Source organism: Prevotella pectinovora (assembly GCF_041323955.1).
Lineage (GTDB): Bacteria > Bacteroidota > Bacteroidia > Bacteroidales > Bacteroidaceae > Prevotella > Prevotella pectinovora.
Window position 1 is genome coordinate 3,013,512 of the sequence record NZ_JBGLIV010000001.1, and the last position, 15,554, is coordinate 3,029,065.

Below are 15,554 nucleotides of genomic sequence, written 5' to 3' on the forward strand. Positions count from 1 at the left end.
ATTCCAAATCGGTCACTATGGCTTGCTTGAATTTTGCTTTCTTTTATTCCAAATCGGTCGTTAGGGCTTGCTTGGATTTTGCTTTTAGAAGAGTGAATTTTGTTTGACTATTAATGAGTAATAGCGAGATGTTGCGGAATATGATTTTTTTTTCATACTTTTGTATTCGTAAAGTTCAATCCTCGCGCCACTGCTTACCTCGATGATGAAGCGGTAGCCGTTCAGTCCTACGATTGTGCCACGGTGGTAGCCTCGCCACGGTGTCAGCAACTCGCACTGGCGTCCGTATTCGGGAAAATCGGTGTCGTTCATACGCTTTTATCCTTTAGTTCTTTATATTCGGGGTCATAGATTTCATCGCCTTTCATCAGTGTGTCGTACATCATCGCCGCTCTCCGGGCTGCCGTTTCGTTCCGCTCGTCATAATAACCGGTTCGGTAGTTGACAGCGAGCTGACGGAAATATGCCACGCACACCTTGAAAGCCTGCGACTGCAAATAGCGGTGTATTGTGGCGAGTGCCTTTCCTGTGTTGGTTGCGGATTGCATTTTGCCGTTGACAAAGTTGTCAAACGCCACGACAAATTCCTTGTCGTTCTTGGATATTGCTATTCCGTTATAATTTTCCATATTCTTATGATTTAGATTGTTGCCTGATTGTAGATTGAGGGTTCGGAGGTAACGTTGTAGATATAGTTGCCACAGCGTACCAAAAGGCAGTTCTCGCCATAGTAGAGTTTTTTCATGCCCCTAATGGAGCCGGAGCGGTGAAAATTGGGGAACTGCCCGATATTGAGCCGTCTGCCCTCCACTACTTTCATTCTTTTTACTCGCATAGTCATTTGATGTTTGAGCGTTTGAGTTAATTTTTTCCCTTTTGTTTGAAGCTCTTTGAGCTTCTCCGGCAGGGCTGGCCGTTTTTCGTGCAGTCCCACAACTGCGGCCAAAAGGGAGGATAAGGCAAGTGTGTAGTCAGCGGCAAACGAGGGATACCCATTTTTTCGGAATTGAGGGAGAAAAAATGTGGAGGCTCACGAGCGCGGACGCCGACCACAAGCGCAGCGTCACTTGACGTTCCTCCCGGACGCAGTAACTTCGCACGCCAAAACGCCTGTCCCTGCCGAGGCTCAAAATCTTCAAGGGAAAGAACCGGCCACCTTTGACCTTTGCCGTTTCAAAGTGCCAGCCTTGAAGCGGCCATAGTCATCGTTTGCAGACTGGTATTCCAAAGAGAGGCGACAACGCGAGAGTCGAGCGAAGGCTTGCCCTCGCTTTGCTCTGGCGTTGTCGCCGCCTCCGGCTTCAGCCGGACATCATATCCAAAATCAGAACTGCCCGAAGCTGAATCGGTGTGCAGCACGGAATCAGCCGGGCAACCGGTAAACAGCACAAGGCGATGTGCCGTGCCTGTGGATCTGCGGGCCACTGACACGGCTTATCGCCTGAATTATCACATCATCTGGGAGCAAGCGGTGGTGATAAGGTTGTGTGAGGCAATACGCCCGGCGCACTGCCTCACGCTCCTGTCGCCACGGCGTCTTATATTAATTTCCTGACCACTCCATTATTTTGATGACATTGATTTTTGGAACATGAATAAAAGTTTATCTTTTTCGTTCATTCGGATATTATCAGAATAACCGCCTTTTGTTATTTGATACCCGCATGGCTTAACCATAAAAACACCTAAGCCCTTAGTGTATGAACTTACTTCTGAGGCATAGTCTTTACTTGTATTTAATGGAACTTTCCCTTTAATATGACACCACTCATTATTACAACTGATGTCTTCAATCTCAGACATCAGTTTTTGCAAATCTGTAATAGCTTTGGAACTTGCCGCTTGGGGTATCTGCAACTCAAAATAGAGCATCGGTTCGAGAATGTCCACACCTGACTGTTGCAAGGCCAGCCTGAAGACATAAGGGGTCAGCTGTCTGAAATCAGCAGGTGTACTTACCGGGCTATAATACTCGGCTTGAGTAAAAGTTACTTTCAGATCTGTCACTTCCCATCCATGTAAACCAGATTGGCAAGACATACGAATCCCTTCAAAAACGGCATTTTGAAAAGAATGGTTCAGATAACCATAGGAGATGTCACTTTCGATTTGCAACCCTGTCCCTAACGGCAAGGGTTCAAGAGTCAGCCCTATTGTGGCCCAGTAAGGGTTGGGTGGCACTTCGATCTGAATAATCTTATTGACCTTTTTTACAGGTCGTTCTTTGTAGATAGTCTTGATCTCATCAAAATGGACCTTTACGGAAAATCGTTCTTCCAGCAATGTCTGTATGATTTCCTTTTGGGTCAAACCATATAACGAGATTTCCAATTCATCACTATATGAGTTTATGGAAAAGGACAAAGACGGGTCTTCAATCCACAATGTATTCAGAGCGGATATCACCTTGCTTCTCTCTTCGGGCTTATTTGGCCGGACGGAGGATTTGAGAGCGGGATGCTGATGCGATAATCCTTGAATCAAACAAGGTTTAGCACCTAAATAATCTCCGATTCGAAAATCTTCTATATCTTCTACAATCGCGATATCATTGGCACCCACTTCATCAACATTTATCTCTCTGCCCTGATAAATAGTCTTTAGATTTTTAATCTTGATGAATTTTTCCGAATCGTTGATTCTTACAACGTCTCGAAGTCTCAGACTTCCGTCAATTATTTTAAGAAAACTTCTTTTATGCCCTTTGGGGTCATGCTCTATCTTATAGAGATAAGCTGAAAGTCTGTTTGAGACTGATGCCGGAGGAAGTATAAAAGAAGTGATGGCGTCCAACAACTCATTGATACCGATATTGAACATTGCTGATCCATGTAGCACCGGATAGACTTTGGCTTTTGCCACAAGAGCGATTATCGTATTCCAATAATCAGCCGGTGAAATTTCGCTATCCGCCAAATATCGTTCCAATATATCGTCGTCATGGTTGCATACAAATTCTTTGTATTCTTCCTTTATATATGTTTGGGAGCAAACCGGATAAACCGATCCATCGACAACAGTTTGCATAAACAGGACATCTTGCGACAGATTTGTTTTTATATCCATATACAAACGCTCCAAATTCACACCGGCACGGTCAATCTTATTGATAAATATAATTGTCGGGATTTGCAGCTTTTGTAAAGTACTGAACAGCAACTTTGTCTGCGCTTGTATGCCTTCCTTTGCGGATAAGATGAGGACTGCTCCATCAAGCATTTTGAATGTCCGCTCCACTTCCGCAATAAAATCCATGTGTCCCGGAGTGTCAATGATATTGCATTTCACTCCATTCCAGATAATAGATGTCGTAGAAGCCCGAACAGTAATTCCTCTACGTTTCTCTATATCCATAGAGTCTGTTATGGTGTCACCATTATCCACACGGCCGCACTTTTCCGTTGCTCCACTGGCAAACAGCAGATTCTCGGTTACGGAAGTTTTTCCTGCATCAATGTGAGCAAGAATTCCTAAATTTATAATATTCATTTGGATTAAGCAATAATATACTACAATAGATGCATTGTCGAAACGCACCTTTTAATACCTCCTCGTAGCATGTGAGAACTACAGGATTACTAACTCGTATTAATATGTATATTATTACTGCCGCATGGTGACCACAAAATTAGTTATTTTTTCCCACCCCAACAAATTATCGCCGGAATTATTTCGCAAATAAATATTACGCTTATATTTACGACTGCAAAATTACGCAATGTTTTTGAAATAAATGCATAACGGCAAGGAAAATGTTGGATAAAGAGCAAATTTTATGGTTCTGTAAGGAAAAAGAGAGCCCAAAACACAAAAAAAGCGACCCGATGGCCGCTCTTTGATGACGAGAAAGGTTATTAGCCCTTCTTTGTCTTGCTCTCCTGTGGAGCAGGAGTTTCTTCTTTCTCCACAGCTTCGTAGAACTTGGTTGCGACGAGAACAACACGATTGTGCTTAACTCCATCGGTATCCTGCCATTCCTCAGGCTTGAAGTAGCCTTCTACCGTAAGGAGAGTTCCCTTTACAAGGCGATCGAAGGAAGAGGTGTTCTCGTTTTTGCGCCATGTCTCTACATTCATGAAGGCTGATGTGCGGTTTGTTTCCTCGCTATTCTTCTCAGTACGGCTGATGGCCAGTGAGAAACGTGCAACGCATGCTGTTGAGAACTGATGGATGCTTGCATCCTTACCTACGAAACCGCTTACTACGAAAGAATTTTCAATCTTTTTCATAACTTTGATATTTTAGAAGTGAAACATTTATTTTTTACGTTGCTATCAGAGTTGGCAAGGAAAGCAGGCAAGCAAGGAATTACCGAATTATTTCACCTTGGCACAGAAAAGTTTTTTGGATGATGTCAGACGAAAAAGTTTTTGAAATAATTCAGGTAATAAGGCACTGATACTTGATACAATGCGGCTTGCACTAACTTTGCGACGGAAAAAGTAAGTGTGTCTGCTTCGTCCAAAATAAGAAGTGGAGAAAAGTGCAGAAAATCAAGTAATCGGTGTTAGGTAAAGGAAACAGGTATCTATATCAGATAAACAAGCGATGAACAAATATCGTGCAGATAGCCGTTGAAGGATGGGCGGAAACTGAGCAACAGCATGAAGAGATTGGGGGTGCAAATACGATGAAAAAGACGGAGAACGCACAAGGAAGGGAACAGAAGGAAGGCACATCTGGGGATTAGGATGTCGAGAATAAACGCAATACGGTTCTCGCAACGATTCACAGAAGTTAAAGAAAGAGGTAATTCAGCAAGGAGAAAAAAGAAGGACTGCCCCTGCCGTTAATGAGCAGCCATCGGGCTCAACTTATGGCATGTAAGTTTAAGTTTAGACTTACTCATGTATATATACATGTTCTCCAAACTCAAAAGTCATGACCTCAAATGGCTTAGAACAGGAACAGAGATTGAGTTTACAGGTTTATGAAAGCCATATATATGTATATGACGAAATAAACTTGTATGAATAGCTGATACTCCATTTTTTCTTTCTCTTTACTGAAGAAAGTTAAATTTTGAGGCGTTTTGACTGATTTCAGTATAAAAATGCCACAATGAAAAGTAATTGTGGTAATTTTGCATCATCATTAGAACAGGTAATATAGATTGCAACTCATACATCTTATCGGCAAGATGTCGAGCCAAGATAGAATTGCATTCTCCAAAAAGCATGAAAGCATATGCCAGAATGAACACATACAAGTTCTTCGAGGTGTTCATGTTGAACAACTGGATCTGCAGAACAAAGCAAGATTACGCTACGTTTTGATATGAGCACATAGCAATATCGTGTTATTGAATGTTAAATATGTTAATTTTACAATCTTCAAAATTAGGTTCAAAATGAAAAGAAGAGAAAGCAAAACTTAGACAAATAGCTGATAATCAAGCTAAAATGTTTTCAAAAGGACAACGGCTCAACTATCGTCCTTTTAATACGTAAAACACTGATAATCAGATGTGTTGAAAATCTGCGTGGGAAAGTAGAAAATGTTAATTAGAAGACATCTCCTCAATGGAAGGTCAAATCATGGCGAAATAGCGAAACCGCTGATATTCAAAGGATTAACAGGGAAGTACAGAGAGTATGACCAACGGCTCAATTACCGACCGTTATACACTATATACACTGATAGTCAGAGTGTTACACGCTCTGTATTGGAAAGTAGGACGTGAAAACAAGAGAAAACAAATAGGAATACTACGGCATATTGTATTGATAATCAGCGATTTGCAGAAGCAAGACCTCCGTTTCCAACAACGGCTCAAACTCTGTTCCTGCATTGTGTTCATATCTGATTATCAGCGTGTTAGATGCTCTGCATCGTAAAACCAGTTGCTCCACCAATCCAGACATTGGGGATTAATCTGGCACTGAATCTGTCAAAACAAATTGTCCCGAATATACAATGAGGCTTATAACACTTGTCCTGTCATTATCATTGTCGCTGCTGTCTGCCGTCTCTGCTGCAGCCACACCGATTTGTCATATCCAGCGGTATGATGAGAACGACGGACTCACCCAATGGCACGTCACTCAGATGGCACAAGACAGTCAGGGCATGATGTGGTTCTCGACATGGAACGGACTATGTCGCTTCGATGGTTACGAATTCCGTGGATTCAAAGGACGTGTAGGTGACGGAAGCCGATTGGCAACAGACCGCATGCGCAGCGTGTGGTTGTGTGATGACGGGAATCTGGGATGCAGGGTGGACGACGACATGTATCTTTTCAACCTCAAGCGTTACCGGTTTGAAAAAATCGGAGGAATGCAGCTGAGAGGGCGGAATGCCACGGCGGTGAAAGAAAACAGACCATATCGCCATCGCGATGGCGTGGGAAATCAGTGGAAGGTGTATTATGACGGCAGACTGACCTATACGCCAAGGGGAGGCAAGGAGACACCCTACGGTGACAGGAAAAGCCTGGAGGCAGCACGCTTCTGCCTCTCTGACAAGCAAGGCAATCTCTGGGTGGCTGCTACAAGCTGCATATACAAGATATGTTTTCCGAGACAGAACGGGAATGTGGTGAGAAACGGTAATGGCGCTGAAGTCAAGACCGTCTTCGTGGATAGGGACAAGAGATACTGGATAGCCACTAAGGAAGACGAGACAGTGAGGATTTTCGACCGTAGCAACAGACTTGTGGGGTATCTTGCGCCGGATGGCAGGATTGTGGCGGGCTACACTAAATTCCGCTGTCCGATATACTGCATCACTCAGACCCGAGACGGGAGCATCTGGCTGGGAAGCAAGCCGCAGGGACTCTTCCGCCTGACCGGATGTCATGGGATGCAGGCATACAGAATAGATAAAATCGGAGGATTGAACAGCGACAATGTCTATGACATCAAGGAGGACCGTTGGGGCAGACTCTGGATTGCTACTCTTGGTGGGGGAGTGTGTTGCGTTGAGAATCCGAGAGCGGAAAGACCTGTAGTGGTGAAACCTTTCTCCGGATTAAGAAACTATCCCCACACTCTGGCAAAGAAGGTGAGGATGATACATCTGACCAAAGATGATGTGATGCTATGCGCCACGACCGACGGACTGCTTGTGGCAAAGCTGGCAGCTGGGAATGGCGTCAGAAACATGGTGTTCCATTGCCACACTCGTGAGGCTGATCGCAAGGATGCCCTCAGTTGCAGTGCGGTGATGAACGTGGCTGAAGACTATAGAGGACGGATTTTTGTCAGTACGGAGAGTGGTGGAGTGAATATGATTCAGACGGGAAACCTGACGGCAGACAAACTGTCTTTCCGGCATTATGATGAGGCTAACGGGATGCCCACCGATGTGGCTCTGTCGGTTGTGGGGTTTTCTCGCCAGATGCTTATGGTGGGAAGCGACAGACTGGTGATGTTCAATCCCGACAATGGAGATTATCTCTCGTTCGGAAAGAATTTCTTCCAGTCGGAATGCAGGTTCTCAGAGGCAATTCCCGTGAGATTGCCAGATGGGCGTTGGCTGTTCGGACTGCAAGACGGAGAGTATTATGTCGCTCCGCAGCAGTTGCGCAAGAGCACCTTTGTGCCGAGTATCGCCCTCACAGGCGTCAGCGTGCAGGGAGTGGAAGGAAGCTGCTCCGTCAATGCCATGGACACATTGGTGTTGGCGAGCAACGAGAGGAGCTTCACGCTGAGATTTGCCGCTCTCGACTATTCCGCCGATGTCCGCCTTTCGTATGCCTTCGCCCTCTTGGACGACGGTGATGAGGAAGACGTAAAATGGAATGACATAGGCCATAACCATTCTGCCACACTGCTCGACCTGGAGCCCGGAACCTATGTCGTGCTGGTGAGATCTACCAATGCCGACGGCGCCTGGGTAGACAACGTGAGAAGGCTGACGATAGTAGTGACACCGACATTCTGGGAGACTACTCCCGCCCGTGTGCTGCTCCTCTTGCTTTTGTTGGCGTTCTTCGGTTCTGCAGTATATACCATTATATATATAAGGCGTATAAAGCGTCAGCGCCGTGAAGCTCTCGACGCATACTTGAATCTGCTCAGTAACGGTACTGGCGGTGATGCCCATGAACCGGCACCGGCAGACACACCGTTGCACCCTGAACTCACGCATGAGGATGACGTTATGATGAGGCGTGTGTCGGCATTTGTCGACGAACATCTTGGCGATGCGGAGATAGGAGTGGGCGACATGGCAGCGGCAGCAGCCATGAGCCGGTCGGGGCTGCAGCGCAAGATGAAGCAGATCATGGGAGTGACGCCACTCGACTTCCTGCGTGAGGCGCGTATGAAACGTGCGTGCCATCTGCTCTCGTCAACCGATATCCCGATAAGCGACGTGGCATATTCTTGCGGATACTCCGACCCTAAATATTTCAGCAGAAGCTTCAAGGCATCAAAGGGAAAGAGTCCGAAGGAATGGAGAAACGGAGATGCAGAAGGGTAAAACTTCCACAAAATTGTTTCTTTTGCTCAATTTAGGATGCAATGTAAATAATAATTCCTATCTTTGTATTGTGCGATGGTGCGCACCATCGACACATATATATATATTACGGACATAAACACACTATGATTATGAAAGGAAACGGATTATTTGCGGTAGTACTCAGTGCGGCACTGCTTGTGTCGGGCTGCGGTTCGATTAGCGACGGCGGCGCTTCGGGAGGATTTCTCGGAGCAGAGTTGGGAAGCATTCTCGGTTCCGCCATCGGCGGCATAAGCGGTGGACCAAGAGGCAGCGATGTCGGTACGATAGTTGGCATGGCCGGCGGTGCCGTGATAGGTGCCGTGGTGGGTGACGCCGCTGATAAGGCACAGCAGCGAAAGGCAGAACGCTACGACGGCAATTACCGTGGAGACAACAGAAACGGGAATTATCGTGGAGACGACAGAAACGGCAATTCCTCGTATGACAGCCGGTCTTATGGCGATTCAGACGATGACGCCACAAGTGATTTCGACCCTGAGAATGGCGGTGACGACGTGATACAGTTTGATGCTCCTGCCGATAATACATCCGTTGAAGAACCGGATGTAGTCAGCAAGCTCCAGTCAGATCCGGCTCCAGTCAGCGCTTCGCCCCTGGAGCTCCGCAGCGTGAGATTCGTGGGCAAGGGCAAAGGTCTTGAGCTGCATAGCGGTGAATTGGCAAAAGTGGTGGTGGAGGTATACAACAATACTCCGGAATATATGTATAATGTGAAACCCATGGTGATGGAGACTTCCGGCAACAAGCATGTCTTCGTTTCGGCTCCAATCATAGTGGAAAAAATCGCTCCCGGCAAGGGAATACGCTATACGGCGATGGTGAAGGCAGACAAGAAACTGAAAGACGGCAAGGTGCATTTCACAGTCTGCGCCCAAGAGTCGGCACAACTCCGCAAATCAGAAATCAGAGAGTTTGACGTCACTACAATAAGGTGAAAAAGCTCAGAAAACGAGTTTTTCGGTGCTATATCAGCAGATATTTAACAAATAGTAAGAACTAAAATAAAATTTTCTCGATTTTTCTTGCAGCGTATTTTGAAAATGCCTACATTTGCGATGTGATAATAAACACTTTGATAAAACACATAATTAACATAATCTTTTAAATAAAAACACATTACTATGGAAGTGGAGAAAATCATGCAACAGCTGGAGCAGAAGCATCCAGGCGAGTTGGAGTATCTACAGGCAGTTAAGGAAGTACTTATTTCCATCCAGGACGTTTACAACCAGCATCCTGAGTTCGAGAAAGCTAAGATTATCGAGCGCATCGTGGAGCCAGAGCGTATCATCACGTTCCGTGTGCCATGGGTTGACGACAACGGTGAGATTCATGTAAACCTCGGTTACCGCGTGCAGTTCAACAGCGCTATCGGTCCGTACAAGGGTGGTATCCGCTTCCATCCGTCAGTAAACCTTTCAATCCTGAAGTTCTTGGGCTTCGAGCAGACATTCAAGAATGCACTTACTACTCTGCCAATGGGCGGTGGTAAGGGAGGTTCAGACTTCTCTATCCGTGGAAGAAGCGACGCAGAGGTTATGCGTTTCTGCCAGGCTTTCATGACAGAGCTTTATCGTCACATCGGTCCTAACGAGGACGTTCCTGCAGGTGATATCGGCGTTGGTGGCCGTGAGATCGGTTACATGTTCGGTATGTACAAGAAGCTCACACACCAGTGGAACGGTGTATTGACAGGTAAGGGACTTGAGTACGGTGGTTCAAAGATCCGTCCTGAGGCTACTGGTTTCGGTGCTATCTACTACGTACATCATATGCTCGAGACTCACAATATCGACATCAAGGGCAAGACAGTCGCTGTCAGCGGTTTCGGTAACGTGGCATGGGGTGCTGTTACAAAGGCTACCCAGCTCGGCGCTAAGGTTGTTACAATCTCTGGTCCAGACGGCTACATCTACGACCCAACAGGTATCAGCGGTGAGAAGATCGACTATATGCTCGAGCTCCGTTCAAGCGGTAACGACGTTTGTGCACCATACGCTGAGAAATATCCAGAGGCTAAGTTCGTTGCTGGCAAGAAGCCATGGGAGGTTAAGGTTGACATCGCTCTGCCTTGCGCTACCCAGAACGAGCTCGGTGCTGCTGACGCAGACATGCTCCTCGCTAACAAGACATTGTGCGTAGCTGAGGTTTCTAACATGGGATGTACAGCTGAGGCTGTTGACAAGTTCATCGAGGCTAAGCAGCTCTTCGCTCCTGGCAAGGCTGTCAACGCTGGTGGTGTTGCTACTTCTGGTCTTGAGATGACTCAGAACGCTATCCACCTCGGTTGGACAGAGGCTGAGGTAGACGAGCGTCTGCATCAGATCATGAGCGACATCTATGAGCAGTGCGTTAAGTACGGTACTGAGGCTGACGGCTACATCAACTACGTGAAGGGTGCTAACATCGCCGGCTTCATGAAGGTAGCTCACGCTATGATGGCTCAGGGTATAGTATAATTCTTTTTGATGAGAAAATACTTCATAATACTGATTTTATTGATTACATTTGGATGTCGTCTCTCTCTCCTCGCTCAGGAGAGAGGGGTGGCATCCTATTATTCTAACCGTATGCATGGCAGACGAATGAGCAATGGGGAGAAATACCATAGCGACAGTATGACGTGTGCCCATGCAAAGTATGCTCTTGGCACTTTGCTAAGGGTGACAAACGTGAAAAACGGCAAGAGTGTTGTCGTGAGGGTTACCGACCGCTGTGCGCGTCATGCACGCAGGATCATCGACCTTTCGATGGCGGCGGCAAAACAGTTGGGGCTGGTGGCGGCAGGAGTGGGAACGGTCTTGGTGGAGCGTTTCCATCGCAAAAATGAAATTCCGTATCGTGGTGACGATGATGTGGAACTTCCGGAATTTGACTTGGAGGTGACAAAACCAGCTGACGGCTATGTGCCGGCATGGCAGCAGAAGAATGTGAAGAAGTAGGACGGCTGTTGTATTTGTCCTGGTGCAGAGTCTGGTCTCTTTTGTTTTTGTCAGCGGCTTGGAGTTTCTTTGTATTCCAGGTATTTCTTGGCATTTGGTTTTTCATGTGCTTTAGATCGGTTCATAAAAAAAAGTCCAGTATGCTCTCGCACGCTGAACTTCCACTAAAGCTATTTACCTTATGTCGCTAATTACATAAGTTTTGAAGCACCGATATCACATCGTTCTTTAGATTGTTGTCCTGCGAAAAACAGGCAATCCAGCTTCATGAATTTCTTTTAAACCTCTCCAGGTTTTTAAATAAATATGTAAGTCAATAAATTAATTAATGTTATGAAAAGTCTTTATTATGAATCTCTTGTCTCAGACAATCCGCTTGCCGCCGATGCCTGTTCGTTTCGCCGCTGCTTCGTTTCCTGACACGGCATAACATTCCCGACAATTATTTCGTGCTTCTGTCAGCCTTGTTTCTCAGGCATGACATACGCAGTCAATGTCATCATATAGGATAATCCCTTTTCCGCAAGATAAACAATCATCCCTGCATTTTTAAGTTTTGAGAATTAGACTGTTGAATAACGCCTTTGTCGTTCCTCGTGTTGGCGCATGTTGCAACCAACTTAGTTCATGCTTTGGATTTTTGGCATCAGGCTTTAATGATGCCTGTGCTCGTTGTGGTAAGAATTATCCATATACTTTCAGTGCAAATATACGTATTATACTCTTAATGGCGTAACTTTTCTTCTTGTATTCCTTTTCTTTTCACGTTTTTTAAAGGTTGGGTGTCGAATATCCCCTTTTGCTTTATAAAAATGTCCCTTTTAATGTTGTTCGGCCACTTTGTGGCAGACTTGCTTGTCGGCAAACCGGACCTGTGGTTTAAGGTTTAATATGTTGTCTTTCATTCCAAATTGTTGACATATTGCTTGTGATTTTATATATACTTAATTTGTGTGTTAGCGAGAAAATGGATATATTTGCATCAAGAACCGATTTCATCAGCATTGCTGACACATAACGGAAGCAGTGCAAAGATGTGAATTGCAGGCAATACAAACAAATAACACTCCAACCTATGAACGAACAAGCGCCCCAGCAATGGAATAAGTTTTATCTCAAGGATGTGTCATTCAAGAACCTGATGACGCATCGTATTTTCAATGTCCTCATCATCGCTAACCCCTACGACGCCTTCATGCTCGAAGACGACGGGCGAGTGGATGAAAAGATTTTCAATGAGTATACTGAGCTCGGCCTTCGCTATCCGCCCACCTTCACTCAGGTGAGCACCATGGTGGAAGCCTCCGAAGTGCTCTCCACCACGAGCATCGACCTCGTGATATGTATGCCTGGAAATGCCGACAACGACGCCTTCACCGTGGCGAGGGCGGTGAAGAGGGAGTTTCCGGATATCCCGTGTGTGGTGCTCACGCCATTCTCGCATGGCATCACGCAAAGGATAATGAACGAAGACCTCTCGATATTCGAATACGTGTTCTGCTGGCTCGGCAATACCAATCTCATCCTCTCTATCATAAAACTCATCGAGGACAAGATGAACCTCGAACACGACATCGACGAGGCGGGAGTGCAGATGATACTCCTGGTGGAAGACAGCATCCGCTTCTACTCCTCCATCCTGCCCAACCTCTATAGCTACATCCTTTCCCAGAGCCAGAGCTTCGCTACCGAGGCGCTCAACTCCCACACCGCCACGCTGCGAATGAGAGGAAGGCCAAAGGTGGTGCTCGCCAGAACATACGAGGAGGCGATGGACTATTTCGTGCGCTTCCCCGAAAACATTCTCGGCGTCATCAGCGACTGCCGTTTTCCGAAGGGAGGCGTGAAAGACTCTGAGGCAGGACTCAAACTGCTGTCGGAGTTCCACCGCCGTGCCCCGTTCCTGCCGCTCATTATGGAGAGCAGCGAGACGGAGAATGCCGAGAAAGCCGAGAAGTTGGGATTCCGCTTCATCGACAAGAATTCAAAGAAGATGAACATCGACCTGCGCAATATCATGGCGGAGCACATGGGATTCGGAGACTTCATCTTCCGCGACCCCAAGACCCATGAGGAGATACGCCGCATACGCAACCTGAAGGAGTTGCAGGACAATATCTTCAGCATCCCAAATGACTCCATGCTCTACCACCTGTCGCGCAACCACGTGAGCCGTTGGCTCTGTGCCAGGGCGATATTCCCCGTGTCGGAATTCCTTAAGACGGTGACGCTGGAGAAACTCAGAGACGTGGACCAGCATCGCCAGATCATCTTCGATGCCATCGTGCAATACCGCCACATGAAGAACGTGGGAACGGTGGCCGTGTTCAAACGCGACCGCTTCGATGCCTACAGCCACTTCGCCCGCATCGGCGACGGTTCGCTCGGCGGAAAGGGCAGAGGACTCGCTTTTCTGGACAATATCATAAAGACACATCCCGAATTCAATGAGTTTGAGGGGGTGAAGGTGTCGATACCGAAGACCGTGGTGCTCTGTACCGATGTCTTCGACCAGTTCATGGACAACAACAACCTCTATCAGCTGGCACTCAGCGATGCTCCCGACGAGGAAATACTCCAGGCATTCATCAAGGCGCAGCTGCCAGACCAGTTCATCGACGACTTCAAGACCTTTTTCGAGGCTATCCGCCATCCTATAGCGATACGTTCCAGCAGTCTGCTCGAAGACTCACACTACCAGCCCTTTGCCGGCATATATTCCACATATATGATACCCTATCTCGACGACAAGGACGAGATGCTGCGTATGCTCGCCGCTGCCATCAAGAGCGTCTACGCCTCGGTGTATTTCAAGGATTCCAAGGCGTATATGACTGCCACGCGCAACGTGATAGACCAGGAGAAGATGGCGGTAATCCTTCAAGAGGTGGTGGGCAAGCAGTATGGCGACCATTTCTATCCTAATTTCAGCGGTGTGCTTCGTTCCATCAACTATTATCCTTTAGGATATGAGAAGTCGGAGGAGGGTATCGCCAGTCTTGCCCTCGGACTCGGAAAGTATATCGTAGACGGTGGACAGACGCTGCGTGTCAGTCCGTATCATCCCGCCCAGGTGTTGCAGACGAGCGACATGGAGATTGCCCTGCGCCAGACACAGACGCAGTTCTATGCCCTCGACATGAAGCGCGTGGGAGTGGACTTCAAGGTGGACGACGGTTTCAATATTCTGAAGCTCAAGGTGAAGGATGCCGAAAACGACGGCGCTCTCAATTTTATCGCTTCCACCTATGATGCCAACGACCGGGTGATTCGCGACGGACTGTATGATGGCGGACGCAAGATAGTCAGTTTCAACGGTGTGCTGCGCCACGGAGTGTTCCCGTTGCCCGAACTGCTGAAACTGTCAATGCACCACGGCGCCGACAGTATGCGCCGTCCGGTGGAGATAGAGTTTGCCTGCACTCTCAATGATGACCGCACTGGAGAGTTCTATCTCCTGCAGATACGTCCTATCGTGGACAGCAAACAGGTGCTCGACCAAGACATCATGACAATTCCTGATGACAAATGTCTGTTGCGCTCGCACAATTCCCTGGGACATGGAGTGAGCGACGATATCGTGGATGTGGTGTATGTGAAGACCGACGAGAACTTCACGGCATCTGACAATCCCGTGGTGGCGATGGAGGTGGAGCGCATAAACAAGAAATTCCTTGCCGACGGCAAGAATTATGTGCTTGTGGGACCCGGCAGATGGGGCTCGAGTGATTCGTGGCTCGGTGTGCCGGTGAAGTGGTCGCATATCAGTGCGGCGAAACTCATCGTGGAGACCACGCTGAAGAACTACAGCGTGGATCCGAGTCAGGGCACTCACTTCTTCCAGAACCTCACCAGTTTCGGTGTCGGCTATTTCACCATCGACGAGAATAAAGGCATGGGATTCTTCCGCAAGGAGATTCTCGACGCTATGCCTGCCGTAGAAGAGACACCGCATGTGCGCCACGTTCGTTTCAGCAAACCGTTGCATATCATGATGGACGGAATGAAACAGGAGGGACTGGTAATATGCGATACGGAAGATGCGAAAGGGAATGGCGCACGATAATGGCCGCTTCTCCTCCTTGTTGGATAGTTGGAAGCAGATAGGTGCTGACAGGCTGAAATATACATTGGCATTGT

Annotated in this window: 9 protein-coding genes and 1 pseudogene; 5 read left to right on the forward strand and 5 right to left on the reverse strand. The window is 47.1% G+C overall.

Annotated features, from left to right (window positions below; translation table 11 throughout):
- Window positions 1-165 precede the first annotated feature (165 nt).
- From ACDC99_RS11855 to ACDC99_RS11875, 5 genes and pseudogenes are all read right to left on the reverse strand, one after another.
- Window positions 166-312: pseudogene (locus ACDC99_RS11855) on the reverse strand (glyoxalase); the annotation flags it as partial.
- On the reverse strand, window positions 309-629 hold the full coding sequence (locus tag ACDC99_RS11860) for a sulfide:quinone reductase (RefSeq protein ID WP_195564456.1): 321 nt from the start codon (window positions 627-629) through the stop codon (window positions 309-311). The gene ACDC99_RS11860 and the pseudogene ACDC99_RS11855, both read right to left, overlap by 4 nt.
- An 11-nt stretch (window positions 630-640) precedes the next feature.
- Window positions 641-835, reverse strand: a complete 195-nt coding sequence (locus ACDC99_RS11865) for a hypothetical protein (protein WP_195564455.1) — start codon at window positions 833-835, stop codon at window positions 641-643.
- A gap of 728 nt (window positions 836-1,563) precedes the next feature.
- Window positions 1,564-3,489 carry a tetracycline resistance ribosomal protection protein Tet(Q) gene (gene tet(Q) / locus ACDC99_RS11870; RefSeq protein WP_370756810.1) on the reverse strand — a complete coding sequence of 642 codons (1,926 nt, stop codon included), beginning with the start codon at window positions 3,487-3,489 and terminating at the stop codon, window positions 1,564-1,566.
- A gap of 365 nt (window positions 3,490-3,854) precedes the next feature.
- Window positions 3,855-4,229, reverse strand: coding sequence for a single-stranded DNA-binding protein (locus tag ACDC99_RS11875; RefSeq protein ID WP_370756811.1), 375 nt, complete (start codon window positions 4,227-4,229; stop codon window positions 3,855-3,857).
- A gap of 1,687 nt (window positions 4,230-5,916) precedes the next feature.
- Between ACDC99_RS11875 and ACDC99_RS11880 the strand changes: the two genes are divergently transcribed.
- The 5 genes from ACDC99_RS11880 to ACDC99_RS11900 all read left to right on the forward strand — a co-directional run bounded on the left by ACDC99_RS11880 (window position 5,917) and on the right by ACDC99_RS11900 (window position 15,480).
- Complete coding sequence (locus ACDC99_RS11880; protein ID WP_370756812.1) at window positions 5,917-8,427, forward strand: helix-turn-helix domain-containing protein; 2,511 nt, start codon at window positions 5,917-5,919, stop codon at window positions 8,425-8,427.
- Between the two features lie 125 nt (window positions 8,428-8,552).
- Entirely contained in the window at window positions 8,553-9,407 is an 855-nt protein-coding gene (locus ACDC99_RS11885) for a hypothetical protein (RefSeq protein ID WP_370756813.1), read from the forward strand.
- 186 nt (window positions 9,408-9,593) lie between these two features.
- On the forward strand, window positions 9,594-10,931 hold the full coding sequence (gene gdhA / locus ACDC99_RS11890) for an NADP-specific glutamate dehydrogenase (protein WP_022316504.1): 1,338 nt from the start codon (window positions 9,594-9,596) through the stop codon (window positions 10,929-10,931).
- 9 nt (window positions 10,932-10,940) lie between these two features.
- Entirely contained in the window at window positions 10,941-11,414 is a 474-nt protein-coding gene (locus ACDC99_RS11895; RefSeq protein ID WP_370756814.1) for a septal ring lytic transglycosylase RlpA family protein, read from the forward strand.
- A gap of 1,075 nt (window positions 11,415-12,489) precedes the next feature.
- The gene (locus ACDC99_RS11900; RefSeq protein ID WP_370756815.1) at window positions 12,490-15,480 is read left to right on the forward strand and encodes a PEP/pyruvate-binding domain-containing protein; all 2,991 of its coding nucleotides are present in this window, start codon (window positions 12,490-12,492) and stop codon (window positions 15,478-15,480) included.
- The last annotated feature ends 74 nt before the right edge of the window (window positions 15,481-15,554 follow it).